Source organism: Halobacillus sp. ABA4_118 (assembly GCF_056160205.1).
In genome coordinates, this window is the sequence record NZ_JBSWWS010000001.1 from 2,670,386 (window position 1) to 2,694,196 (window position 23,811).

The 23,811-nt window shown below is 47.9% G+C and carries 28 protein-coding genes and 2 tRNA genes; 21 read left to right on the forward strand and 9 right to left on the reverse strand.

Annotated elements, in window-relative coordinates; translation table 11 throughout:
• The first annotated feature begins 149 nt into the window (after positions 1-149).
• The gene (fabI, locus tag ACXAGL_RS13415; RefSeq protein ID WP_474967878.1) at positions 150-929 is read left to right on the forward strand and encodes an enoyl-ACP reductase FabI; all 780 of its coding nucleotides are present in this window, start codon (positions 150-152) and stop codon (positions 927-929) included.
• Positions 930-1,434: 505 nt separating this feature from the next.
• Entirely contained in the window at positions 1,435-1,962 is a 528-nt protein-coding gene (locus ACXAGL_RS13420) for a CotO family spore coat protein (protein WP_474971840.1), read from the forward strand.
• 44 nt (positions 1,963-2,006) lie between these two features.
• On the opposite strand, the gene ACXAGL_RS13425 is transcribed toward ACXAGL_RS13420, so the two are convergent.
• On the reverse strand, positions 2,007-2,480 hold the full coding sequence (locus tag ACXAGL_RS13425) for a CotY/CotZ family spore coat protein (RefSeq protein ID WP_474967880.1): 474 nt from the start codon (positions 2,478-2,480) through the stop codon (positions 2,007-2,009).
• 189 nt (positions 2,481-2,669) lie between these two features.
• Here ACXAGL_RS13425 and ACXAGL_RS13430 point away from each other — a divergent pair, with 189 nt between their 5' ends.
• The 5 genes from ACXAGL_RS13430 (at position 2,670) to ACXAGL_RS13450 (ending at position 4,813) form a co-directional block, all read left to right on the forward strand.
• Positions 2,670-2,903, forward strand: a complete 234-nt coding sequence (locus ACXAGL_RS13430) for a hypothetical protein (RefSeq protein WP_474967881.1) — start codon at positions 2,670-2,672, stop codon at positions 2,901-2,903.
• Positions 2,904-2,970: 67 nt separating this feature from the next.
• Positions 2,971-3,297 (forward strand): DUF1360 domain-containing protein, encoded by a 327-nt coding sequence (locus ACXAGL_RS13435; RefSeq protein ID WP_474971839.1) that lies wholly within the window; start codon positions 2,971-2,973, stop codon positions 3,295-3,297.
• Complete coding sequence (locus tag ACXAGL_RS13440; RefSeq protein ID WP_474971838.1) at positions 3,294-3,521, forward strand: hypothetical protein; 228 nt, start codon at positions 3,294-3,296, stop codon at positions 3,519-3,521. Before ACXAGL_RS13435 ends, ACXAGL_RS13440 begins: the two co-directional genes overlap by 4 nt.
• 57 nt (positions 3,522-3,578) lie before the next feature.
• Positions 3,579-3,890, forward strand: a complete 312-nt coding sequence (locus ACXAGL_RS13445; RefSeq protein ID WP_474967884.1) for a hypothetical protein — start codon at positions 3,579-3,581, stop codon at positions 3,888-3,890.
• A 23-nt stretch (positions 3,891-3,913) separates the two neighbouring features.
• A complete protein-coding gene (locus ACXAGL_RS13450) occupies positions 3,914-4,813 on the forward strand; it encodes an MBL fold metallo-hydrolase (protein WP_474967885.1) in 900 nt (299 codons plus the stop codon).
• Here the strand turns inward: ACXAGL_RS13450 and ACXAGL_RS13455 are convergent.
• From ACXAGL_RS13455 to ACXAGL_RS13470, 4 genes are all read right to left on the reverse strand, one after another.
• Positions 4,800-5,477 (reverse strand): DUF421 domain-containing protein, encoded by a 678-nt coding sequence (locus ACXAGL_RS13455; protein WP_474991356.1) that lies wholly within the window; start codon positions 5,475-5,477, stop codon positions 4,800-4,802. The genes ACXAGL_RS13450 and ACXAGL_RS13455 overlap by 14 nt on opposite strands.
• 104 nt (positions 5,478-5,581) lie before the next feature.
• Positions 5,582-6,010 carry a GNAT family N-acetyltransferase gene (locus tag ACXAGL_RS13460; protein ID WP_474970365.1) on the reverse strand — a complete coding sequence of 143 codons (429 nt, stop codon included), beginning with the start codon at positions 6,008-6,010 and terminating at the stop codon, positions 5,582-5,584.
• Positions 6,011-6,015: 5 nt separating this feature from the next.
• Positions 6,016-6,531: a YjcG family protein gene (locus ACXAGL_RS13465; RefSeq protein WP_474967886.1), complete on the reverse strand. Its 516-nt coding sequence runs from the start codon at positions 6,529-6,531 to the stop codon at positions 6,016-6,018.
• Between the two features lie 35 nt (positions 6,532-6,566).
• Positions 6,567-7,295, reverse strand: coding sequence for an alpha/beta hydrolase (locus ACXAGL_RS13470; protein WP_474971836.1), 729 nt, complete (start codon positions 7,293-7,295; stop codon positions 6,567-6,569).
• Positions 7,296-7,533: 238 nt separating this feature from the next.
• Here ACXAGL_RS13470 and ACXAGL_RS13475 point away from each other — a divergent pair.
• Both ACXAGL_RS13475 and ACXAGL_RS13480 read left to right on the forward strand, forming a co-directional pair.
• Positions 7,534-7,606, forward strand: a tRNA-Val gene (locus ACXAGL_RS13475).
• Between the two features lie 154 nt (positions 7,607-7,760).
• The gene (locus ACXAGL_RS13480) at positions 7,761-8,006 is read left to right on the forward strand and encodes a biotin/lipoyl-containing protein (RefSeq protein ID WP_474991357.1); all 246 of its coding nucleotides are present in this window, start codon (positions 7,761-7,763) and stop codon (positions 8,004-8,006) included.
• 55 nt (positions 8,007-8,061) lie between these two features.
• Here the strand turns inward: ACXAGL_RS13480 and ACXAGL_RS13485 are convergent, their stop codons facing one another.
• Entirely contained in the window at positions 8,062-9,390 is a 1,329-nt protein-coding gene (locus tag ACXAGL_RS13485; protein ID WP_474967889.1) for a DUF2254 domain-containing protein, read from the reverse strand.
• A 213-nt stretch (positions 9,391-9,603) separates the two neighbouring features.
• Positions 9,604-9,903, reverse strand: coding sequence for an antibiotic biosynthesis monooxygenase (locus ACXAGL_RS13490; RefSeq protein WP_474991358.1), 300 nt, complete (start codon positions 9,901-9,903; stop codon positions 9,604-9,606).
• Between the two features lie 148 nt (positions 9,904-10,051).
• On the opposite strand from ACXAGL_RS13490, the gene ACXAGL_RS13495 reads away from it, so the two are divergent.
• The 4 genes from ACXAGL_RS13495 (at position 10,052) to ACXAGL_RS13510 (ending at position 11,632) form a co-directional block, all read left to right on the forward strand.
• Positions 10,052-10,438: a ribbon-helix-helix protein, CopG family gene (locus ACXAGL_RS13495; protein ID WP_474971834.1), complete on the forward strand. Its 387-nt coding sequence runs from the start codon at positions 10,052-10,054 to the stop codon at positions 10,436-10,438.
• Positions 10,439-10,557: 119 nt separating this feature from the next.
• Positions 10,558-10,630 (forward strand) — tRNA-Val (locus ACXAGL_RS13500).
• 177 nt (positions 10,631-10,807) lie between these two features.
• The gene (locus ACXAGL_RS13505; RefSeq protein WP_474967892.1) at positions 10,808-11,080 is read left to right on the forward strand and encodes a hypothetical protein; all 273 of its coding nucleotides are present in this window, start codon (positions 10,808-10,810) and stop codon (positions 11,078-11,080) included.
• Between the two features lie 222 nt (positions 11,081-11,302).
• Positions 11,303-11,632, forward strand: a complete 330-nt coding sequence (locus tag ACXAGL_RS13510; protein WP_474967893.1) for a DUF4257 domain-containing protein — start codon at positions 11,303-11,305, stop codon at positions 11,630-11,632.
• A gap of 22 nt (positions 11,633-11,654) precedes the next feature.
• Here ACXAGL_RS13510 and ACXAGL_RS13515 read toward each other — a convergent pair whose 3' ends face one another.
• A complete protein-coding gene (locus tag ACXAGL_RS13515) occupies positions 11,655-12,146 on the reverse strand; it encodes a hypothetical protein (protein WP_474967894.1) in 492 nt (163 codons plus the stop codon).
• Positions 12,147-12,258: 112 nt separating this feature from the next.
• Positions 12,259-13,119, reverse strand: coding sequence for an SDR family oxidoreductase (locus tag ACXAGL_RS13520; protein ID WP_474991359.1), 861 nt, complete (start codon positions 13,117-13,119; stop codon positions 12,259-12,261).
• Positions 13,120-13,354: 235 nt separating this feature from the next.
• Here ACXAGL_RS13520 and ACXAGL_RS13525 point away from each other — a divergent pair, with 235 nt between their 5' ends.
• The 8 genes from ACXAGL_RS13525 (at position 13,355) to ACXAGL_RS13560 (ending at position 23,803) form a co-directional block, all read left to right on the forward strand.
• Positions 13,355-14,827 (forward strand): CoA-acylating methylmalonate-semialdehyde dehydrogenase, encoded by a 1,473-nt coding sequence (locus ACXAGL_RS13525; RefSeq protein ID WP_474991360.1) that lies wholly within the window; start codon positions 13,355-13,357, stop codon positions 14,825-14,827.
• Between the two features lie 182 nt (positions 14,828-15,009).
• A complete protein-coding gene (locus ACXAGL_RS13530; RefSeq protein WP_474991361.1) occupies positions 15,010-15,900 on the forward strand; it encodes a nitrilase-related carbon-nitrogen hydrolase in 891 nt (296 codons plus the stop codon).
• A 109-nt stretch (positions 15,901-16,009) separates the two neighbouring features.
• A complete protein-coding gene (locus tag ACXAGL_RS13535) occupies positions 16,010-17,383 on the forward strand; it encodes an NAD(P)-dependent oxidoreductase (protein ID WP_474991362.1) in 1,374 nt (457 codons plus the stop codon).
• A 28-nt stretch (positions 17,384-17,411) separates the two neighbouring features.
• Positions 17,412-18,698 carry an NAD-dependent dihydropyrimidine dehydrogenase subunit PreA gene (gene preA, locus ACXAGL_RS13540; protein ID WP_474967899.1) on the forward strand — a complete coding sequence of 429 codons (1,287 nt, stop codon included), beginning with the start codon at positions 17,412-17,414 and terminating at the stop codon, positions 18,696-18,698.
• Between the two features lie 18 nt (positions 18,699-18,716).
• Positions 18,717-20,132: a dihydropyrimidinase gene (hydA, locus tag ACXAGL_RS13545; RefSeq protein WP_474991363.1), complete on the forward strand. Its 1,416-nt coding sequence runs from the start codon at positions 18,717-18,719 to the stop codon at positions 20,130-20,132.
• 85 nt (positions 20,133-20,217) lie between these two features.
• A complete protein-coding gene (locus ACXAGL_RS13550; RefSeq protein ID WP_474991364.1) occupies positions 20,218-21,711 on the forward strand; it encodes an NCS1 family transporter in 1,494 nt (497 codons plus the stop codon).
• A gap of 12 nt (positions 21,712-21,723) precedes the next feature.
• Positions 21,724-21,960 carry a hypothetical protein gene (locus tag ACXAGL_RS13555; RefSeq protein WP_474991365.1) on the forward strand — a complete coding sequence of 79 codons (237 nt, stop codon included), beginning with the start codon at positions 21,724-21,726 and terminating at the stop codon, positions 21,958-21,960.
• Positions 21,961-22,210: 250 nt separating this feature from the next.
• Positions 22,211-23,803, forward strand: a complete 1,593-nt coding sequence (locus ACXAGL_RS13560) for a PucR family transcriptional regulator (RefSeq protein ID WP_474991366.1) — start codon at positions 22,211-22,213, stop codon at positions 23,801-23,803.
• The last annotated feature ends 8 nt before the right edge of the window (positions 23,804-23,811 follow it).

The window sequence follows — 23,811 nt, forward strand, 5'->3', positions numbered from 1 at the left end:
TATGCGGGACTAGTGACCACACCCTTCATTAGATGATTAGGGGTTTTTTATGGATCCTGATTTGTTTTTCAAACGTGGATCGTTTAAAATAGGAGCAGGTACTAATAACAAATACTAATTTGTGAGAATGATTGAGGAGGGAAATCAGCGTGAACTTTTCTTTAGAAGGACGTACGTATGTAGTCATGGGTGTTGCCAACAAGCGGAGTATTGCGTGGGGAATTGCACGTTCTCTGCACGCAGCGGGCGCCCGGTTGATTTTCACCGTCGCATCGGAACGGTTTAAAAAGTCGGTACAGGACTTGGCCGCGACTCTGGACGGAGTGGAAGAACCACTGGTGTATGAGTGCGATGTGACAAACGACGAAGCGATTATCCACACATTTCAAGAAATCGGACGGGATGTCGGAACGATTCACGGACTTGCGCATTGTATTGCCTTTGCGAACAGGGAAGAGCTGAAGGATGAGTTTTTGAACACAAGCCGTGATGGATTTTTAACAGCCCACAATATCAGTTCCTACTCACTGACGGCTGTTGCGCGTGCTGCCCAGCCATTGATGACCGACGGAGGAAGCATCGTTACGCTGACGTACCTTGGCGGAGAGCAGGTTGTAAAAAACTACAACGTTATGGGTGTAGCGAAAGCCAGTCTGGATGCCAGCGTGAAATACCTGGCCAATGACTTAGGGAAGCATAACATCCGTGTGAATGCGATTTCTGCCGGACCTATCCGGACATTATCAGCTAAAGGTGTCGGTGATTTCAATGAAATTATGAAAGTGATCGAAGAGCGTGCTCCACTGCGCCGACCGGTGACTCAGGAGGAAGTCGGCGATACCGGCTACTACTTGATGAGTGACCTGTCCCGTGGTGTGACAGGAGAAATCATCCACGTTGACTCCGGATTCAGTATTGTCGCTTACTAAAGAAAAAATCCGTCCATTTTGATGAGGCCACTGAAATCCTCCTTCCTATCAAGAGATGTGGTTAAAGGTTGTTGTTGATTTTCACGAATCGCTTGTCGATGGATGCTTGCCGCGGGCACGGCCTCAGCTGACTTGGGGAGGAAGACCACTGGACCAAGTGGATCTCCGGATCGCGCTGTTCCCACAGGCGTCACCATCGAACGCTCGTCATGGAATCAACGGTGTCCCATCTAATTAAGAGTGATTTTCTTTGATTTATCAAAGAAAATCACTCTTTTTTCTTGTGCAATGAAAAGAAGAGATGAAAATGAGGGGTTCCATGTTCGACCGTCAATGATCCATGTAAATCATTTTCACAGCCGCGTCACTCCTAACAGGATGAGGATCAAGAGAAAGAATGTGTAAATAATACGGAAACTTCCACGATGATCGTCGAAAATGAACATGGGAGAAAGACAGGGCATATACATAAGGTGATGACCGACTGGAAAAGGAGAGATCGAACATGGCCGATGAAAAACGTCTTGCCAAGCAGCCGATGCTTTACATTGTTCAGCCGAAAAATCTAAAGCCTGCCGTTGTTCCTATGCAGACGAGTTTCCGCACGGAACGCTCAGTAAGGTCACGTGGTTCTGAACAGCCCGCTGCAAAAGAAACACCACGATATGAAAAAGAAGCACGGATGCGCCGAACCCATGCCGCTCATACAGAAGAAGTAACAAAACTACTTCCGGAGAATACCGACGCGCCTGAGGTGGAAAACGATCGGGATAACGAAGAAAAGCAAGTATCCAGCCGGGAGCGCAGGCAGCGATTCCACGAACTCTCCCTGGAGGAAAAAGTGGATTACTTTTTTCAATTATCCCCCCATGTTCCGAAGATGAAATGTGAAGTGACGACAAAAGAAGATCAGCTCAGAGGGTACATTACCGATTATCAGGATGGTAAAGTCCATATGAAGGTGTTTCAGCGGCCGTTTCAGAGGGAGATTGACTTTGATACGATTATTGATATTCGTCTACTGGGCTTTTGAAACAGAAAAAACCGCGCCTGTTTGCGCGGTTTTTTTCTGATTTCTTACAGCGTGCTGGCAGCCGGAAGGCAGGTAACGTGGCAGAAGCAGTTCAAGTCCACCGTGATGCAGATCCCTGAAGCGCGAAGGTCGCGGCAGCTTTGATCAGCAGGTGATTTCGGATCGTCGTCTCTTGAATCCTCATCGTCTCCGTTGCGGTCAGAGAATAGAAGTTCAAGAATCGCACATCCATCGTCGTCTACGGACTTGACGCGGAAGAAAAAGCTCCCTTTGACATTACAGCGCTCTCCGCTGCGTTTTGAACCGTAACCTTTAAAAGGCTTGCATCCGTCTTTACAGTAAAGAATAACAGGTACTGTATCGAAACCTGATCCTCCGTTACTGTCACCCAGAAGGTCTGCGATTGATTGTTCACAGCTCGTTGTGCAATCGTGCAGGACGTCATTCTGAGCATCCACGATGTCTTTTAGGATATCAATAACACAGGAGCCTGAATCGTATTTTTTACCACAGCTCATTGTTTTTTCCCCTTTCCATACGCATTGACGTATTGTCTTTACTAGAATATGTCTGTCAGCGCTGTCGGTGTGGGCATTTGTCCGTATTCAGGCATTCCCAAAGTTTTTCGTCTTGTATGGGCGGACGACTATACCCGGCCAAGCTGAAAACCATAAAGTAACAATGAATTCGATTAAGGAGTGAGGGGAATGTCTGAGAAGAAAAAGGTCATTCATGTCAAAGACCTTGTTATTAAAGCTGATAATGTCATTATTGAGCCGCAGCACCGCGGACGTCATGACCGTGATGAAAGCAGTGACCGTGTGGATCCGTTTTTCGGAAGGAAACGCAGGGAAGCCGGGGCGGACGAAAGCAGTTCAAGTTCTAGAAAACGCCATGATGATGAGTCTTCCGACCGTCGTGGAGGATTCCGCTGGTTCTAAACTGAGTAAGCAGCCACTACGATGTATGTAGTGGCTTTTTTCTTCTTTAGAAAGGATGGGATATCAAATGTTATCCATCGCAGAATTTTTGCTGCTTGCTCTGGCGAGTTTCCGTCTGACCCGCTTGATTGTACGTGATTACATTATGGAGTGGATGAGACGTCCGTTTTTCAATGTGAAGCTGGTTACGAACGATCAAGGGGTGGAAGAAGAGTGGGTCGAGCCTAAAGGGTTTATTGGTGAAGGTTTGAGCTGTCAGTGGTGTGTCGGTGTCTGGTCCTCCATCATTATGGTCGTATTTTATCTGGTGGTCCCATACGGGGAGTGGCTCGTCTTTGTCTTTGCTCTCGCAGGTCTGCAGTCGGTTCTGTATGCATGGACAGACCGCCTGTGACGGGGAAAGAGGAAAAAAAGAAGGCAAAGACGCTGCTTGAAGTCCTGCAGGAAATCGATGTGGAAACGTCGAAATATAAAGGCATTATCAAACAGCCGGACAAGAAATTCCAGCAGTGGGAAAAGGATTTGGGAGCTTGGGAGAAAAGGTTCACCAAACAGATGACCGATGTAGAAAAATTTCTAAACAAATATGCAGGGAAGATGGAGAAGTTTTTTGAATGACAGGCCTGGTTCAATTCGGTGTTTTCGGGGTAATGGAAGATAAAGGAGGCGTTCCGGATGGGATATATTCTGCCTGTGAATCATTACCAGTATCAGGATTACCAGACAAGAGTTGTGAATCAGCACCAGCAGTCCTTTGCCGTGGATAAAATTTTCAAGGCAAGCCTCGATACGAAACGACCCGGTCGGCAGCAGAGAGAAGAGGACCGCCTTGTCTATCAGAAAAACAGTCCGTTTATCACCACGCCCGGATTCCATGCGGCAGAGGCCGAAGATCATAAGCCGGCATCCCCCGCGCATCAGAACATCGGCGTGAAAACCTATGCTGCTGTAACAGGAAAAGGCAGCTACTTCAGCGAAACTGTATAGAAATGCTTGAAGGGGCTGTAACGATGACGTTCAAACAAATCAATGATTGGTGTTTCTATGATCATTCATCCGTAAATATCGGCTACATTCATAAAGGCGGTACAGGGCTGCTGATTGATTCAGGTATCGATCGGTCATCGGTTAAAAAGGTGCTGAAAGAACTGGAAAAACGGCAGCTTCCGCTCACCCACCTATTTATCACCCATGCTCATGCGGATCATTACGGCGGAGCTTCCTATGTACAGCATACGTATGACGTTCATACATCTGCCCCCGTATTGGAAGCGTCGGTCCTTTCCAATCCATCGCTGGAGCCGCTCTATCTGTTCAGCGGGGTTGCTCCGCTTAAAGAACTCCGTAATAAGTTTCTTGAAGGTCCCCCTGTCCGGATTGACAGGGTTGTCGATGAAGGACAAGTCGATTTCGGCAGGATCACAGCCGAACTTTTTCTGCTCCCGGGCCACAGTCATCATCAGCTTGCATTGAAAGCCGGAGACGTCCTGTATGCCGCGGATAGTTATTTCAGTCTGGAGACGCTCCAGAAGCACCGGATCCCGTTTCTGGTGGATGCCGGGGAAACCATCCACAGTCTGGAGCGTCTTCTGGCTATCCCGTGTGCCGGGGCATTGCCCGGCCATGGGTCATTCGAACAAGATCCCTCTGAAACGATCCGTCAAAATATCGTCTATCACCAGCGTATCCTCGATGCTGTTCAGTCGGCAGTGGAGTCGACAGGAGAGGTGACGCACGAAGAGCTGATTTCCATTCTGTGTACGAAGTGGGATGTGCAGGCGCCTGCGCTCGGGCAGTGGCTCTTATATCGGACGGCTGTAACCGCTTATGCCGTAACCTTGAAAAAAGCAGAAGTGATTCAAGATCGTCTGGTTGATCATAAGTGGGTGTTTTCGGCTATAAGCCGATGACAAACAAGGTTTGGTCACCATCCTGGAACTCTGCATACAGTACGGCCTCTGGTGTCTCGTAATCCTGGGCTTTCAGCTGATGATGCAGCCAATTTTCATCAAGCCCGGCTTCCTTCAGGTTATCCCAGATGACCTCCCCGTCACTGATGATGGTACGGGGAAGCGGGACGGGAAGAGGAGGGAGGTTCAAATCCTTTCGGCTGACGTTCTGAGAATGGGAGTTTTTCAACACAGAAATGGTTCCATCCGTTTCCAAAACAGCATACTGCACATCCCTGATCGAGAAGACATCCTTGGAGCGGAGAAGGTGTTGAAGCTGGTTGATATCCAGCTTATTTTTTTTGAGCTGCTCTCGGTCAATCTTTCCCTGATAAATTACGAGGGATGGGCTTCCCTCAAGAAGCTGCCGGGATCCTTTAAACTTTTCCGTGATCATCTCTGTTGTGTAAATAAGGATGCTCCACAGTATAATGGCAAAGCCGATGTCGGGAATACCGACGTCAGGATCGTAAAGGGCATTTCCTACAAGCTCTCCAAGTACAAGGGCGGAGATGAAATCAAAAGCTGTAATTTGAGTAATCTGGGATTTGCCCAGTACCTTAGTCATGACAAACAGCGCAGCAAACCCGAAAAGAGTCTCCACCGTAATTTGTATATATTCCATTGAAGCGTCACGATCCTTCTTTTTCGTTCTTCTATGCCTCATTGTAGACAAAAGGGGTGGAATATAAACGAAAAAACTCCCGCCTTTCCATAGGCGGGAGCTGGTTATTCATTCAATTCTTTGACCATCGTGACATGTGGGATGCCGGCATCCATGAATTTGTCTGAAATCGTGACATAACCGAGGGCTTCATAAAAGGCTTCCGCCTGGGTTTGAGCATTAAGCTTGGCTTTGTCATACCCATAGTCACGCACGGCGGCTTCCAGCTGTTCAATCATCTGTCTGCCGTAGGAATGGCCGCGTTTCTCTTTCAGAACACAAATGCGCTCAAGCTTCCCGTATCCGTGGACAAACCGGAGACGGGCGGCGGCTACCGGTTTGTCGTTCTCATACCCGGTGAAATGAAGGGACGCTTCATCATGCTCATCGATTTCAAGTTCTTCAGGTACCTGCTGTTCTTGTACAAAGACGATTTTTCTCACTGTGTAGGCATCGTCCAGCTGCTGTTTGTTTCTGACCTGCCGGATATCCACGAGCTTCACCCTCTGCCAAGGCGGAATGTCTCATAGACACTCCATGCGCCGTTTTCAAGTTGGTAAAGAAGCTGGAAACGATCGACCTGATCCTGCAGATCGAATTTAAGCATAGTGAGGCTGCCGTATACATCGGAAAATTCCTCGTCTGAAAGCTTCTGAGCAATCGTGATGTGCGGAACGAAGGAGAAATCTTTTTCTTCCGGCAGTACACCAGTGTAAAGTTTATCATTCAAATCAAAAATTTCATCGGATGGTTCAATCTTCAGGTAGATGGTGTTGGTTACGGGAGAGAAGGAACTTACCTTGTACACCCCGTAGGAGAATGGCTCTGTGTTCTTGGCAATTTCCCTCAGCTGGGGGATGATTTCACTTTCAATCTGATCTTCCTCCGCTTCAAACGCCTCTTTCATCGTAATGTGAGGAGGAATCAGCGCGTAATGAGGGTCATATCGCTTGCGGTAAGAATTCGCTACATCTTGTACTTTTTTTGATGGAAACACTGCTATTCCGTATTTCATTGAACTAACCTCCTGATTGTCCCATTTTAAAACGTTTATTCACCACTAAATATGTTCAATAAAGCCCGTTCAAAATCCTTCTGCCAGGATCCCCAAGTATGACCGCCATCCAGCTCATGGTACGTATAGGAGACCGGCTTTTCCTGTAGAAGATCCCGCAGCTTTCGATTTGGTTCAAGAAAATCCATCCGCTCACCGGTTGTCGTCTCCACGTCCGTTTCCTCCAGACCGATGGTGTGATCGATGGTTAATGAAGAAAGCTGCCGCCCTGTGTCGACGACTTCCAGGACGTGATCATCGACATAAGGACTCTGCATGATGACATTTCCGAAGATATTCGGGAATTTAACAGCTGTCATTAAGGCAAGGGTTCCGGCAAGGGAATCCCCGGCCAGTGTCCGGCCTCTCCCCATATTATACCCGGGCAGCTGTTCATCAAGAAATGGGACGACCTCCCTGATGAGGAAGCTGACGTAGTCTCCCTGTCTCTGGCCGTCAGGATGGTATTTCTCCCTGCGGTCGTATTTATCCTTGTAATGTATACCAATGAAAATCGTCCGTTCCATACGTTCCTCCCTGTGGAGCTTATCGCTCAGAGTGGCAGCGCGCCCCATGGAGTAATAATCGTTTCCATCCTGCATGATACAGAAATGGTACTTGTATAGAGGAGAGAAGTTGTTCGGCGTATACACACGAAGGGTCATTTCTTCGTCTAAGTACTGACTGTTTATGGTGTACTCGGTCATGGATCCGTCTCTACCCATAAATAGACCACCTCCTTACAGCACGGAAGTATATGAAAATTTCCCGCTTAAAATTCGATGTAAACGTTGCACTTCTTATTTTATCATAGAATTGTTGAAAAAGTGGAACAGATCAATAACCCAAATGATGGAGGGAGGAGGAAGGTTTGTAAAAAAAGTTTGTCGAATCATGTTGACTTCAATTGTGATCCATAGTATATTAATCTTTGTCAGCAAAAAACGACAAATTTCTACATAAGATTCCGTAGCTCAGCTGGGAGAGCGCCACCTTGACAGGGTGGAGGTCGTTGGTTCGAGCCCAATCGGAATCATCATACAAAGTGCCGGAGTGGCGCAGTTTCTCATCCAGGGAGAGGCTGCGTCACTTCTTTTTTATTTTCCAGTCATCTTGTCCTCTTCTCCCACATATGCTGTTTCAAACGCCCTGAGCTGGACCGGGCGTGGTGAGAACAGGAGGAATGAACCATGCGGCCCGAAAAAATCATTTCCCCGTGTTATGGAGAAGTGACCGAAATCCTCGTTCAGAACGGGGAGTATGTCTATGAATGGGAACCCCTTTTTGTTATTAAGCGGGACGGGACAGAGTCAGAGGTAGCGGTGGGCATCAGCGGCAGCCTGAAAAAGCTTCATATTAAGAAAGGTGATAAAGTGTCACCTGCCACCCTTCTTGCCGAGATGGAAGACGATATGATCATATCCGGCAGCGATTAATACACAAAAGAGAACCGTCCGGAATATGGACGGTTCTCTTTATTTGGTACACAGGTTATGAAGCATCATCGCTCTTCAAGGAAATGGTTGTCCCACACGCATCGGCCAGTTTCTGTGCCTGATGGTTAAACCGCTCAAAATCAAGCTCGTCCATATTCTCTACATCAACAGCCTTAATAATGTAACGGCCGAATCTCCACACGTCGTCCTGGACTTTCTCCTTTTGTATGAATGCCAGTTTGTACAATACTTCCATAACGGAGTTCATGACGGACACATCATGGTGTCCGTAAATGCGGATTTGATAGAAGCATTTATACAAGTATTCACTAAAAGGTACCGGCTCTGCGATAAGACGGAGGTGGTCATTATCGTCCGGGTAATATCGGATCGGCTCATATACATCGGCGAGCTCAACGAGGAGGGAGCCGATCCGGTTGATGCAGTTCGTGGCCGTATGAGGATCATTGAGACTTGGGGAAATGGCGCGCACGGCGATTTCCACAAGCTTCTGCAGTGAAAATTCTATATCCTGAATGTCGACCCGCTCGTTGCCGATCACGACAAAATCTCTTGCTTCTTCTGGTGTGAGGTTCTCCTGCTCTGATTCTACCCAGTAATAGAACAGGGGCATTTCTTTCTGAATGTATTCCCCCATGGAAAAGGTGGTCTCCAATAAAAGGTCATTTTTCTCCGCCCATTGAATCAAGGAAGAGTAATTGACACTCTGGATATATCCGGATTCCCCTGTCGCAATGACTCTTTTCTCTGAATTCTTTCGTCTTTCAATTTCCTCGTGATCCCATTCGGTGTAACGGTCGTAATTTTTCTCGGAAAAGGTTCCGTTGATCAAATCAGACGTGCTCTGGCGAATGGTGCCGATTAAATTGTTCACTTTGATGAAACGGGAAGAGTGGTGAATGAAAATGATAAAGAAAGCCAGGCAGACGATGGATACGAAAACGGTTAAAAACGGACTGATGAATCCGGATCCGGAATCCTTCCCAAGCAGGAACAACTGCAGCAGGGAAAAGATGAAGCCGAAGGAGAAGACCCCCAACACGTGCTGGGTGATCCGGCTTTTCATAAAGTCCTGAAGTGTCCTGGGAGAGAATTGAGTGGTATAGGTTGTAAGGACAACCATAATGGTGGAGAAACTGATGGTTGTCATCGTTAAGATGGAGGTGACGAGCGATCCGTACAGTGTTTGAGCCACTGAGCTGCCTGTAAGGAGGAAACCGGGAAGGGCGTCCTTCCAATTGGATACGATCCATTCATCAAGAAGAATGGAGATCACAACGCTCAATATGGAAATCACGCTGTAAATGGCGGGAAGAAAAAGAAAACTGTCTCTTAGATCAATCCATCGTTTGCTGTTATTCATGTGAAAAACCTGCCTTCTGTATGATTGTTCTTTTTCTATTATGAACGAAATATACAAAACCTACAAAACAGAAAGCCCGTCACGCTTTCCTTGAAATCGTCATAAATCATCCATATCGAATTGAAAACAGGGAAGAAGCCTCCCGGATAAGGAAAGAGAGACCTTATTATAAACAAAGAACCTCTATGTTGGCCGACATAGAGGTTCTTTGTTTTATTTACTCAGTATCTCTTCGTAAAGGCCAAGAGAGGTGTTCAGAACAAAATCAGGCTTTTGTTTTGTTTTGTGGCCCTGCACGTGGGCATCGCTTTTTTTCCACGCTTTATAATCTTCCTTGGAGGCGAATCTTGTAGTGATGATGACCATCTGTTCTCCTTTACGGGCTTTCTCTACAGCAATGGACATTCCTTGGAATCCCTCCATGTCTTCTATAGGAAGCGGCTGATTGAAGCGGGAAACCACCTGCTCTGTGTACCCTTCCTTAACGGTTATATATTTCGATTCGATATACATAGGATCTCCTGCCTTTCATTTTTGTGCTACAAAAAGTAACAATCCCAGTATACTAGATGAATGTTTTTTGTGCCACAAAAAAGTTTAAAGCTGTTTCATTTCATTAAGAATTCCGGCATAATGGACAGAGATGGAAAGGACGGAGATTATGAAGCAGTTGACGTTTTCTTCTTATGAAGAACTGGAGGAATTTTTGAAACATAAGTTCAGGGAAAAGGCGGCACATGCTGGTCTCCCTGAAGAAGATATCCGGCAGATGACCGGTTACAAGGAAAGGGCTCAGCAGTTGTGGGAAGAAAACAACGGTGCCGAGGTGATTGAAAAAGAAGGGGAAGTCACCCTTGATGTATGGATGGATGAGGATGGAAAGCGGCACATCAAGCGTGGGCGCCCGCGAAAGAAGACCGAGGATAAACTGACCCGATCCCTGCATGTGCGTTTGGATGAAGAATCCTACAAGAAGCTGGAGAGTTATGCAAAAGAGAATGGCATGGACCGCTCAGCGGCGATCCGGACCTTATTGAAAAACCTTTGATGGGAAGCCTTCCTCGTGCATATTTACAAACCTTTAAAAAAATCTTCACACTATATTGACACTCCGATTTTTCCGTAGTATATTATTACTTGTCACCAGGAAATACCCATTATTATTTTGATTCCGTAGCTCAGCTGGGAGAGCGCCACCTTGACAGGGTGGAGGTCGTTGGTTCGAGCCCAATCGGAATCATACAAACCCACGTGCTGAAATGGTACAGTTTCTCGTCAAGGAGAGGCTGTATCATTTCTTTTTTTATAGAAGAAATTCGGATTCTCTAACGTGAGCCGTTACATATTCTTGTATAATGGGTAATAAATAGAAATTAATTCTTTAACAAATCTCTTCAGGAGGTGCGGCAGGCAGGATATGGGGAAAAAGAAAAAAGATGAAGAATTCGATGATTTGCTGGATGCTTTCAGAGAAGCCGTTTCATTGGAGGAAACCCGGTACTATTACATGAAGCTTCAATTATTTCTGGATCACTATGAGGAGAGCAGAGCCGTATTTCAATCTACAGACAAAATGGAGAAGAAAAACTATGAACCCTTGCTGCAGGGTATGATGGAGGCTACTTCCAAAAAAGAAGTGGATTACTATGAAGCAGAAATCCAACACTTACTGGATGTGAAAAAAACTTAAAATTACATTTATTGTTATTTGAAGAACAAAATTGAAAATAAGTATTTATTTTCTTTTTGGAATGTTGTACACTGAAGGTAGCATGTTCATTATAGTAACTTTTCGTTTATACAATAAAAGACTTATCGAGGCGGCCCGCTTTGGTGGATGATTAGTGCATAGTTCTTATGTTTCTAAATATCTTCCAGCGGCCGCTTTTTTAAGTTTAGGGGGATCAATAATGTGGACACGCTCCTGATTGCCGGTTGTATCGGAGGGATGACAGGCGTTGTGGCTCATTTGATGAGAAACGGAAAGGTTTTGGTTTTCCCAAGAAGGCGGAGACGTCCAAAGGGCATTTATCTCGGGTTTTTAGCCGATTTTTTAATTGGCGCTGCAGCAGCGGTTTTTGCAGTCACATACCTTGTACCGGAACCGGGCCTGCTGCGGACATTGATCGGCATATCGATCCTGGCCGGAATGACGGCAGAGAATGTGCTTTTGAAAAGAGAATTGAACGTGGAGAAAGCGAAAGTGGAAGGATTGGACCGGATCAACCAGCGTTTAAAATGACCGGACCCATCCTTTTTTTGTTTCAATCCACTAAAAGCATAAAATGATCATGCTCCGTATCGACAGGCGCTGTTTTAAAGATGCCGGTATACACCGCCTTTAACTCCTCATACAACACCTTCGAATGAATCGTTGTCAGATAAGTATCGGGATTTTTCTGGTAGGCTTTCAGTTTATGTAGATCCAGATTGACGGTGTACGAGTAAAAGAGTTCCTGTGATCGTAGAAAAGGTTTTTCGCACGGGGTCTGCCCGTCATCTGTGAGCGGAGAGCGGCTGTGGATCCGCAGTTTTTTTGGTGAGTCGGCATCCTCTTCCCATTCGCTGGACACCCCGTAGAATGTAGCAAATGGGGGTTCTTTGCTTTGATCGATATAGGTCGTCTGAAAGCTGAACTCAATGGCACCTTCCCTGCCGGTTACTACACAGAAGGCAAGATAGGTCCGGGTGGATGCTGTACCTTGAGCGAGGTCTTCTTGATTGCTGAAACAATGACAGAAACTGGTTCGGGCCATAAGCGACACCATCCTTCCCATACAATTATGGATAATTATAACACGTCGACCACTCCGTTAGTCGGTTAAACGGCGATCGATGAACGAAAAAAAAGCCGCTTCCGCAGCTTTTTTATCCGTTGACAGGAATTCCTCCGTTTACATGAAGCATCTGACCTGTGACATAGCTGGAATCACTGGAGGCCAGATAGACATAGGCGGGGGCCGCTTCCCTCGGCTGGCCTGGACGGCCCATGGGATTGTCCGAACCGAATTCCGCCACTTTTTTCTTGTCAAAACTAGCTGGGATCAGCGGCGTCCAGATCGGCCCGGGGGCCACGCCGTTCACACGTATCTCCTGATCGATCAGGGATCCGGCGAGGGAACGGGTGAAAGAGGTGATGGCACCTTTGGTTGATGCATAATCGATGAGCTGATCGTTCCCTTTGTAAGCTGTCACCGAAGAAGAGTTGATGATACAGGATCCCTTCTTCATATGAGGCAGGACCGCTTTCGTCATATAAACGTAGGAAAAGAAATTGACGCGGAATGTTTCCAGAAGCTGTTCATTGGAAATATCGAGCACACTTGTCTGCGGATATTGAACGGCTGCATTGTTGACAAGAATATCTATGGTTTTAAATGTCTTTACAACTTGTTCGACAATGGTTTCGCAAAACTCCGGTCCACCGATATCCCCGTGATACAGCTCGCAGCGCCTGCCTTCTTTCTCGATTAAGCTCTTCGTAATGGCTGCATCTTCATGCTCATCCAGATAAAGGACAGCTACATCAGCGCCTTCCTTGGCAAAAAGCAGGCTGACCGCTCGGCCGATCCCACTGTCTCCTCCGGTGATGACGGCGGTTTTCCCCGCCAGTTTTCCATTTCCTTTATAGGTCTCATCTGCATACTCCGGCAGCGGCTTCATTTCATACTCGTAACCAGGCTGTCGTTCTTGATGCTGTTCCGGTTGTACGGCCTTCTTTTTCTTCATGATGCGTAACCCCCTATGTACAAATGGTTAAAATTGGTGCAGATCCACTTCCGCTAGCTTGCCCTTGTGACCGTCTTCTTATCCCTCCATTCTTCCAGGGTGCTGGATAGAGGATTTACGTGTCATTCTGTTCATTCCAACCGCCATTCATTTAACGTTTCGTCCATTGATGTTTAAAAATTCAGAATTTATACTTATCTTGAGTGAAAAAATATATGAAACAAGAGGTGACAGGATGGCGACAACTTTCTCGAAGTCGAATCAGGTGGTTATTGAAAACTTTATCCATGGCGAGTGGGTTCCTTCTGAAGGAGGTCAGGTGGAAGAAGTTCCAAACCCGGCAACTGGAGAAACCATTGCAAGGGTCCCTATTTCAACTAAACAAGATGTGGATCAAGCGGTCCAATCAGCGAGAGAGGCTTTTCAGTCCTGGAAGAAGACTCCAGTACCGAAACGAGCGAGAATCATGTTCAAATATCAGCAGCTTCTGATTGAAAACCGGGATCAACTGGCTGAAGCGTTGACACAGGAAAATGGAAAGACGAAAAAGGATGCCACAGGAGAAGTACAGCGCGGCATTGAGTGTGTGGAGTTTGCAGCAGGGGCTCCGAGTCTCATGATGGGGGATGTGCTTCCGGATATCGCTGAAGGCATCGATTCAGGGATGTACCGGTATCCAGTCGGGGTCGTCGGCGGTATCACCCCATTTAATTTCCCTATGATGGTTCCGCTCTGGATGTTCCCGCTTGCGCTTGTATGTGGGAATACCTTTGTTCTTAAGCCATCGGAACGGACGCCGATTTTAGCAAAAATGCTGGTGGAGCTCATCCATGAAGCGGGACTCCCGAAAGGGGTGCTTAACCTTGTCAACGGGGCGCATGATGTCGTCAACGGCCTGCTTGAGCATGAAGAGGTCGATGCTGTCTCCTTTGTAGGTTCCCAGCCTGTAGCGGAATATGTGTATAAAACGGCTTCACAGCATGGGAAGCGCGTCCAGGCGCTGGCCGGCGCCAAAAACCATTCCATCGTTATGCCGGACTGTAACCTGGATAAATCGGTCGAAGGAATCATCAATGCCGCTTTTGGAAGTGCGGGCGAGCGGTGCATGGCCTGCTCTGTCGTTGTTGCCGTAGGTAATGTGGCTGACAGCCTTGCTGCAAAGATAAAAGAAGCAGCGGATCAGTTGAATGTAGGCAATGGTCTCGATGATGATACAACCCTCGGGCCATTAATCCGTGAAGCTCACCGTGAGCGTGTGCTGAGCTACATTGAAACCGGAGAAAAAGAAAACGCGGCCTTAATCAGAGACGGCCGGGTAGAGCTCCGGGAGCATGATTCCGGATACTTCCTTGGCGCAACCATTTTCGATCATGTATCCAAGGATATGAAAATATGGAAGGATGAAATTTTTGCCCCTGTCTTAAGCATCGTCCGGGTGAATACTCTTGATGAAGCGATTGCAACGGCGAATGAGTCGGAATTTGCCAACGGTGCCGTCATCTATACGTCCAGCGGAAAAGCAGTCCAGCAGTTCCGGGAAGAAATGGATGCGGGAATGCTCGGAGTGAACGTGAATGTACCTGCACCGATGGCCTTTTTCCCGTTCTCCGGAAATAAAAAGTCGTTTTATGGGGATCTGCATGCCAATGGAAAAGATGGCTTGAACTTTTATACGAAACGTAAAATGCTGACACAGCGCTGGTATTAAGGAAGATGGAGGAAGAAGCAGATGGGGCGCTTCTTCCTTCTTTGTTTCCATCTTTAACAATGGATCCAGCAAGGTTTTGACACTTTGTATAATGGATTTTCCGACAAAAACCTGTATTGTATGATTAAATAACTAAATATTATGAATTTTATAAAATTAAAGCGGTAGGAGGAGGAGCACCTATGTCAGATAAAGTACAGATCGGTTTAATTCAAGCTTCACATGATGTGGATGGTAGTGAACCTGTAGAGGTCCACAAGCAGCAGTCCATCGAAAAGCATGTGCTTCTGGTACGTGAAGCAGCGCAAAAAGGAGCGCAGATCATCTGCCTGCAGGAAATTTTCTATGGTCCATATTTCTGTTCCGAGCAGAGCCCGAAATGGTACGACGCCGCAGAGGAAATTCCGAACGGTCCGACGACGAAGCTGTTTCAGGATCTGGCTGCAGAACTGTCGGTCGTCATTGTTCTTCCGATTTATGAGCGGGAAGGGATTGCCACGTACTACAACACAGCGGCGGTCATTGATGCGGATGGTTCCTATCTCGGCAAATATAGAAAGCATCACATTCCGCAGGTGGGTGTTGGGGACAAAGGGTATGGATTTTGGGAGAAGTATTACTTTAAACCAGGCAACCTCGGCTACCCGGTTTTTGATACGGCCTATGCCAAGGTTGGGGTCTACATCTGCTACGACCGCCATTTTCCTGAGGGTGCCCGTGTCCTTGGTCTGAACGGTGCAGAAGTCGTCTTCAATCCATCGGCTACCGTAGCCGGACTTTCCGAATATTTATGGAAGCTGGAACAGCCGGCCCATGCAGTCGCTAACGGTTATTACCTGGGGGCGATCAACCGTGTCGGCTACGAAGGTCCATGGAATATGGGCGAGTTTTACGGCCAGTCCTACCTGGTTGACCCGCGCGGCAGCTTTGTCGCAGAAGGCAGCCGGGATCAGGATGAGGTCATCCTCGGGGAAATGGACAAAAAATTCATCCGTGAAGTTCGTGACACCTGGCAGTTCTACCGTGACCGACGCCCGGAAACGTATGAAAAAATGGGTGAGCTTCTCCCGTAATGACCCATCACGATCTGAACAGAGAGTTCTGCATAGGGCCGGGGGCTGAAAAGGATCTATGCAGGGCTTTTTTTATAAATCCGTATCTTACTGAAAGAGGGGGATCAGCGTGACTCAGTTGAAAAGCAAGGGGATATCACTGGAGAATCTTCAGGTGAATTTTAATGAGGTCCATGATGGATTGAATGCCCAGGAAGCGATGGAGGAGTCCAACCGCTGTCTGTACTGCTATGATGCGCCCTGCATTCAGGCCTGCCCGACAGGAATCGATATTCCGAAGTTCATTAAAAAAATTGCTTCCGGGAATTTGAAGGGATCAGCGAAGACGATTATGTCCTCCAACCCTGTCGGTGCCACATGTGCCCGCGTCTGTCCGACCGAAGAACTTTGTGAAGGGGCCTGTGTCCTGAACCATTCGACAGAACCGATCTTAATCGGTGATCTGCAGCGTTTCGCCACAGACTGGGCCATTAAAAATGAACAGCTGTTATTCAAACCCGGAGAGAAGAATGGGATGAGTGTCGCTGTGATCGGCGGCGGACCTGCCGGCTTGTCTACCGCACGGGAACTTGCCCGTTTCGGCTATGATGTCACAATTTTTGAAGCAGCAGAGGAAGCCGGTGGTCTGGATACATACGGGATCGTATCGTTCCGGCTGCCGCAGGAAATTTCCCGGTGGGAAGTGGACCAGGTGGAAAAGCTGGACGTGAAAATCAGAACGAATACGGCGGTTGGAGCGGATATTTCGTTCGAAGAGCTGTCCGAGCAGTTTGATGCGATCGCCTTGACGATCGGTATGGGTCACGTACCGATGCTTGGGATCCCCGGAGAGGGTCTGACCGGTGTTCATGATGCGATCGAATTTGTGAAAGAAACAAAGTCCGGTCCGATAACGGATGAGCTGCTTGGACGCAAGGTCATTGTGATCGGAGCCGGAAACACAGCCATTGACGCAGCCACCTGTGCCGCTCGTAAAGGGGCGGAGGACGTGAAAATCGTCTACCGCCGGACAAGCAGAGAAATGACAGCCTATGAGTTTGAGTACGATTTTGCAAAACAGGATGATGTACAGTTCCACTGGCTGACCCAGCCTGTAGAAGTTCTTGGTAATGAAACGGGTCACGTCACGCATTTGAAATGTGTGGAGATGAAGCTTGGGTCTGCTGGGGAAGATGGAAGGAAAAGACCGGAATCCGTACCCGGATCCGAATTCCTGATAGAGGCGGATGCGGTCATCAAAGCCATCGGTCAGACGCGCTACACCGATTTAATTGAATCGTTTGGTCTGGACCATGAAGGCGGCGTCGTTAAAGTCGATCCAGTCACACTGAGAACCTCCCAATCCCATGTCTTTGCCGCCGGCGATGTCATTTTTGCGAAAGGGCAGGGAGAGGCGATGGTCGTCACGGCTGCCCAGCAGGGCAAGGAAGTCGCTATGGCGATTCATAAACAGCTCTCTCCGACGCCTACGGCTGCGGTGTAACTTTACAAAAACTACGAGGAGGAATCTTATGGCTGACCTACGATTAAATCTGGCAGGGATCGAATCCCCCAACCCTTTCTGGCTCGCATCCGCTCCCCCGACCAACTCGGGGTACCAGGTGCAGCGTGCCTTCGAGGCGGGGTGGGGAGGAGCTGTTTGGAAAACGCTTGGCGATCCAATCTTGAACGTGTCCTCCCGGTTCGCTGCTGTTTCCTATGGCGGGAAGCGTGTGGCCGGATTTAACAATATCGAATTGATTACAGACCGTCCGCTTGAAGTTAACCTGAAGGAAATCTATGAAACGAAGAAAAGATTTCCGGATCATGCCATCATCGCTTCCTTAATGGTGGAACCAACACAGGAAAAATGGCACGAAATCGTCAAACGCGTGGAAGATGTCGGGGTGGACGGGCTTGAGCTGAACTTCGGATGTCCCCACGGCATGGCAGAACGCGGCATGGGGGCGGCCTCGGGTCAGGTTCCTGAGCTTGTGGAAAAACAGACCGCCTGGGCGAAGGAAGTGGCGCAGACCCCAGTCATTGTTAAGCTGACTCCGAATATTACCGACATCACCTTTACAGCGGAAGCAGCCGTCAATGGCGGCGCAGATGCGGTCAGTATGATCAATACGATTAACAGCCTCGCCGGCGTGGACCTGGACTCATGGGATACGGTACCAAACGTCGCCGGCAAAGGCGCGCACGGAGGGTACTGCGGTCCGGCCGTGAAACCGATCGCCCTGAACATGGTGGCGGAATGTGCCCGACATCCGAAAATCAATGTACCGATTTCGGGCATGGGCGGCGTTTCCAGCTGGCGGGAAGCGGTCGAGTTCATGCTGATGGGCGCGACGGGTGTGCAGGTGTGTACAGCGGCCATGCACCACGGCTTCAGCATCGTTGAGGATATGATCGACGGATTGGACAACTATTTGGATGACAAAGGCCTTGATTCGGTCATGGACCTTGTCGGAAAGTCTGTCGAGAAGTATTCGGACTGGGGAAACCTTGATCTCAATCATCAGGTCGTTGCCAAAATCAACAACGATGTGTGCATCAACTGTAATAAGTGTCATATTGCCTGTGAAGACACGTCACACCAGTGCATTGATATGCTCAAGGATGAAAAGGGCCGGGACATTTTGAAGGTGCGCGAGGAAGACTGTGTAGGATGTAATTTGTGCAGCATCGTCTGTCCGGTGGACGGGGCGATTGATATGGTGGAGTATGCCAACGGGAAGCCTCCGATGACGTGGAACGAACGGCAGGCAGCGATTGGAGCCACACCATCGTGCAGTGTAGATTTGATCAAGTAAATAACATGGAGGGATTGGATGAGAAAAATTATAAAGAATGGAACGATTGTCACGGCAGCAGATACGTATCAGGCGGACCTTTTGATCGAAGATGAAAAAATCGCCATGATCGGCCAAGGTTTTGATGAAACTTCGGCCGAAGTCGTGGATGCCTCCGGGCGCTACATTTTCCCAGGTGCGATTGACCCGCATACCCACCTGGAAATGCCGTTCGGGGGCACGGTCAGTAAGGATGATTTTGAAACAGGAACCATTGCTGCGGCCTATGGTGGAACGACAACAGTCATTGATTTCTGTTTAACAGATAAAGGAAAACCGCTCCAGAATTCCATCGATCAGTGGCATGCCAAGTCTCAGGATAAATCGGTCATCGACTACAGCTTTCACCTGATGATCAGCGAAATGAACGAACGTGTACTGGATCAGCTTCCTACCGTCATTGAAGACGAGGGCATCACTTCTTTCAAAGTGTTTATGGCGTATAAAAATGTGTTCCAGTCCGATGACGGCACACTTTTTAAAACGCTGGAACAAGCGAAGAAGCTGGGAGCGCTTGTCATGGTGCATGCCGAAAACGGGGATGTCATCGATCACCTAGTGAAAAAGGCCCTTGATGCAGGACAGACCGACCCTATTTATCATGCGCTGACCCGCCCGCCGGAAGTGGAAGGGGAAGCGACCAACCGGGCGGCAGAGTTGACCGGACTGGCCGATTCGCAGCTTTATGTCGTCCACGTCACCTGTGAGCAGGCCGTATCAGCCATTGCTGCAGCAAGGAAGAAAGGCTATAACGTCATAGGTGAAACGTGCCCGCAGTACTTGGTTCTGGATCAAAGCTACTTGGAAAAACCAGACTTTGAAGGGGCAAAATACGTCTGGTCCCCTCCTCTTAGAGAAAAACACCACCAGGAAGTGTTGTGGAACGCATTGAAGACCGGCGATCTGCAGACGCTCGGTTCGGATCAATGCTCTTTCGATTTCAAGGGACAGAAGGACCTTGGCAAAGGGGACTTTACTAAAATACCAAATGGCGGTCCAATCATTGAAGACCGTGTCAGTATATTATTCTCGGAAGGTGTGAAAAAAGGCCGGATCAGTTTGAATGAATTTGTTGATATGACCTCTACCAAAATAGCGAAAACGTTCGGATTATTTCCGCAGAAAGGAACGATTTCCGTTGGGGCCGATGCGGATATCGTCATCTTTGATCCGGATGTGGAGCGGACGATTTCTGTTCAGACAAGTCATATGGCCGCGGATTACAATCCTTTTGAAGGCATGCAGGTCACCGGACAGACGGTCAGCGTCCTCTCCCGTGGGGAATTTGTCATTAAGGATCAGCAGTTTGTTGGAAAAATCGGCAGCGGCCGCTATTTGAAACGGTCCAAGTTTGGCAGTCAAACGTCTTCTCAGGAGAAGCTTTACCAAAAGTAACACGCCCTCGTGAATGAAATAAACACGCTGTCCGGCAGCTGCCGGACAGCGAAATTTAAAGGTGAACTTAGGAGGAGACGGCTTCATGAGCAGGAAAGATAATCATTTAATGTCCCCGGACCTTATGCCCATTCCCCATGATCAGAAGAAAATCGGCACCCTCGGATTTACGTTTATGTGGGTGGGGATGGCTGTCGTTTTAGCTGCATTCGCCATCGGTGGAGCAGGGGTCCAGTCCATCTCTCTCATCTGGGTTGTCCTCGGAACGCTTCTCGGTACAATACTCATCGGTCTGGCCATCACTCTGACTGCAGACATCGGCATCGAACATGGCTTGTCTTTTCCCGTATACATGCGGGCTCCCTTCGGTATCGTCGGCACCCATTTTCCATCCGTCATCCGCGGTGTGGCTGCATCGATGTGGTTTGGAATCAATACCTACTTCGGATCCACAGCCATTAACGGCATTTTAAACATTTTATTCAGCTTTGATAACTGGTTTATTTGCTATATTCTGTTTGCTTTATTCCAGCTTTTTAATACCGCACTTGGAATCAAGGCTGTTGAAAAATTTGCGGATCTTGCCGCGCCGATCATTATTTTGATCGGGGTATGGATGTACTTCAACCTTACAGGTACTGCAGCGGAACAGGGCAAGGATATCTGGGCATGGGTGGAAAGCCCGGTGACCGGTGGGGCGGCTTTCACGGCTTTTGTCATCGTTGTGGTCAGTAATATGGGATATTGGGCGACGCTGGCGGCGGATATTTCTTCCATATCCAGGTTCATCAAAGCTCCAAAATATGAGAGGAACTGGTTCAAGCGGAATAAAGGGGCCATGGTCGGAAGTCTTGTCGGTCTGCCTCTAACCCAGACGTTTATTGTTGTGCTGGGTGCTGTCTCGTACATTGCGGTTTCCAATTTTGACCCGGTCGTTGCCCTGCAGGAATCAGCGAGCGGACTTGTCCTTGGGATTCTCCTTCTCATGATCGTACTGGCTCAGTGGTCGACAAACGTGAGTGCGAATATTGTTCCGGCTGCAACGATCTTTTCCAACGTCGGCGGCCCGAAACTGCCTTTCTGGGCAGGGGTGTTCTTAGCGGGGCTTGTCGGAACGGTCATACAGCCGTGGAGTATTTTTAATTTGCTGATTCCCGTCCTCTTAATAGCGGCGGCGATTCTATCTGTGATTGTCGGGATCATCTTTGCTGATTACTATCTACTAAGAAGACGCCGGATGAATGTCACGGATCTGTATAAGAGCGGCGGTCAGTATACCTACGACGGCGGGGTGAACTGGGCTGGTATGATTTCCTGGATCATTGGCAGCGTATTCGCCTATCTGTTCAGTACATGGTCCTTCTTCGTAGGATTTGGGATCGGAGCGCTCTGTTACTACCTGCTTGCCAAGCACTGGTATTTTAAAAAGCATCCGCAGGCTGAGATCGAGAACCCGAGTGATGATGAGTACTTGGGAATCACAGTTGGACGAGACTGGATCATTGGTGAAGGATTTGTAGAAGAGAAGCTTGGAAAACGAACAGGGACAGAGGATTTAACACAAAAAGCAGATGTTTAAAGGAGGAATACCATGTCAGACCATCGTGAATTTCATGCAGAAAGGGAAAAAATCGACTTTTTATTGGAACAGGGGTATGTCATAAAAGCTGTAACAGAAAATTTAAGCGGAGCTTTCCTCGAGTTTGTGTACGAAGGCAGTGATCCGGACCAGCCTGAGGTGGAAAGGCTTCATATTCTTCATCCGGATTCAAGAAAATATTTTTCAACGATATTATTTCAACAGCAGAAGAAACAGGAAATGAAGTAGGGGGCAGGCTCCCTGCTTTTTTTCTGTCTTTTTTATTCGTTCCTGTTAAAATAGAAGGAGACGGTTTTTTTTTATGAAGAATAATGACAGCGCTTACAGAATCGATCAGGGAAGATTTTCTGACCGACGGGGGAATGTAAGTGTGTTCAAACCCTTACTATCCAATGATTCAGCCTCTATGTGAGATTATCTTACAAGATGTTCGATTATCACGGCCTTTTGGTATACGTTAAAAAGAGGGGGGCGTTGTATGAAAGATTCCATGTCTATTGAAAACATTCTGAAACGAGACCATTTTTCATCGGCAAGAGTCATATCGGGACATGCTGGACTTTCGAAATCAGTGAAATGGGTGCATGTCTTTGAAATGACGGAAGTAAGAGAAAACCTCAAGGGTGGAGAGCTTATTCTTTCTACAGGATTTGGATGGAAAAATGATGACCGATTGCTGCTGGGTCTGCTTCAGCAGCTGGTTGAACGGAATGTCGCCGGCATCTGCATCGAACTCGGTACGTTTATTCAGGAGTTGTCAGAGGATGCTCTGGCTTTTGCAGATGCGCACGACTTCCCTGTCATCGTTTTCGAGAAAGAGGTTTCCTTTATTGAAATCACCCGGGAGATCCATGCCGATTTGATCAACCATCAGTATGAACGGATTTCCAGCCTTGAGGATTACGCCCAGCGCCTGAATAAACGCCTGCTGTCCATTGATAACTATTTTGATATTCTTAAGAATCTCCAGCAGTATGTGAACTGCCAATTGATCTATGTCACGAAAGATCACACGGTGGTCACGGTGCCACAGCTTAGAAATAAGGAGAGGGAGGAGGCGCTTGCTGAATTGAATGCCCCGCCCGCTCAGAGGAAACGGTGGCTGCTGCAGCAGCCTGTCCAAGTGCTGGAACGGGAGTTTGCTGTCATTTATTTATTATGTGGAAGACGAGAGCTTGGAGAATTCGAATCGCTCCTTCTCGACCGCACAGCCACGGCTCTTGCCCAGTACCTTCTCCGGGAATTGTATACAGAGGAGAAACGAAAGGCGAAGGAAACTGAATGGCTGATGGGCTGGCTGGAAGGAGAACATACCAAAGAGGAAATCGAAAGCCGTCTCCCCCGCTACAAAATTCAGCTGCCTTCATCCGGGGCTGCGGCTGTGACCATTCAAATGAACATGGCCGACGAACGGCGCACCAATCCGGATGTTACGTACTTGAACATGCTTGTGCAGAATATTTTTGATCAGAATGGATTTTACGTTTTTCCAGTGCAGCGCCGTCAGCTGGTTACGTACATCCTCTTGAACCGAAAAGAGGAGGAGGACTGGAAGATCCGCATGAAGTCGGGTGTGGACAGATTGAAAAAAATCAGCATGCTGAATGATCCGTCGGTGGCTTCTTTCCAAATTGCGGTCGGAAAATATATACGACGCCTGGATCAGGTCAGTGAAAGTTACCAGACCGCACTGGAAACGCTGACGCTGCAAAGCAATCTTCCACCTGAACAGCACAGATATTTTTATGATGATATGCACATGTACCGGCTCATCTCCCTTGTACATAAACACAGCAACCTCAACGGGCTGGTCGATGAATATTTAGAGCCGATTATACAGTATGACCAAAAACATAATACGAAGCTTCTGGAAACCTTACGGGTGTATCTTGCCTGCAATGGTTCCAAGAAAGAAACGGCAGACAAAGTTTTTGTTGTCCGACAGACGCTATATCACCGGCTCGAGAAGCTGGAAATGCTGCTCGGAGCGGACTTCATGGACTGTGAAAAACGTCAGGTGATCGAATTTGCGCTTGTCGCTCATGAATACCAGCAGGCTCTCCATGCCTGACCTCCATA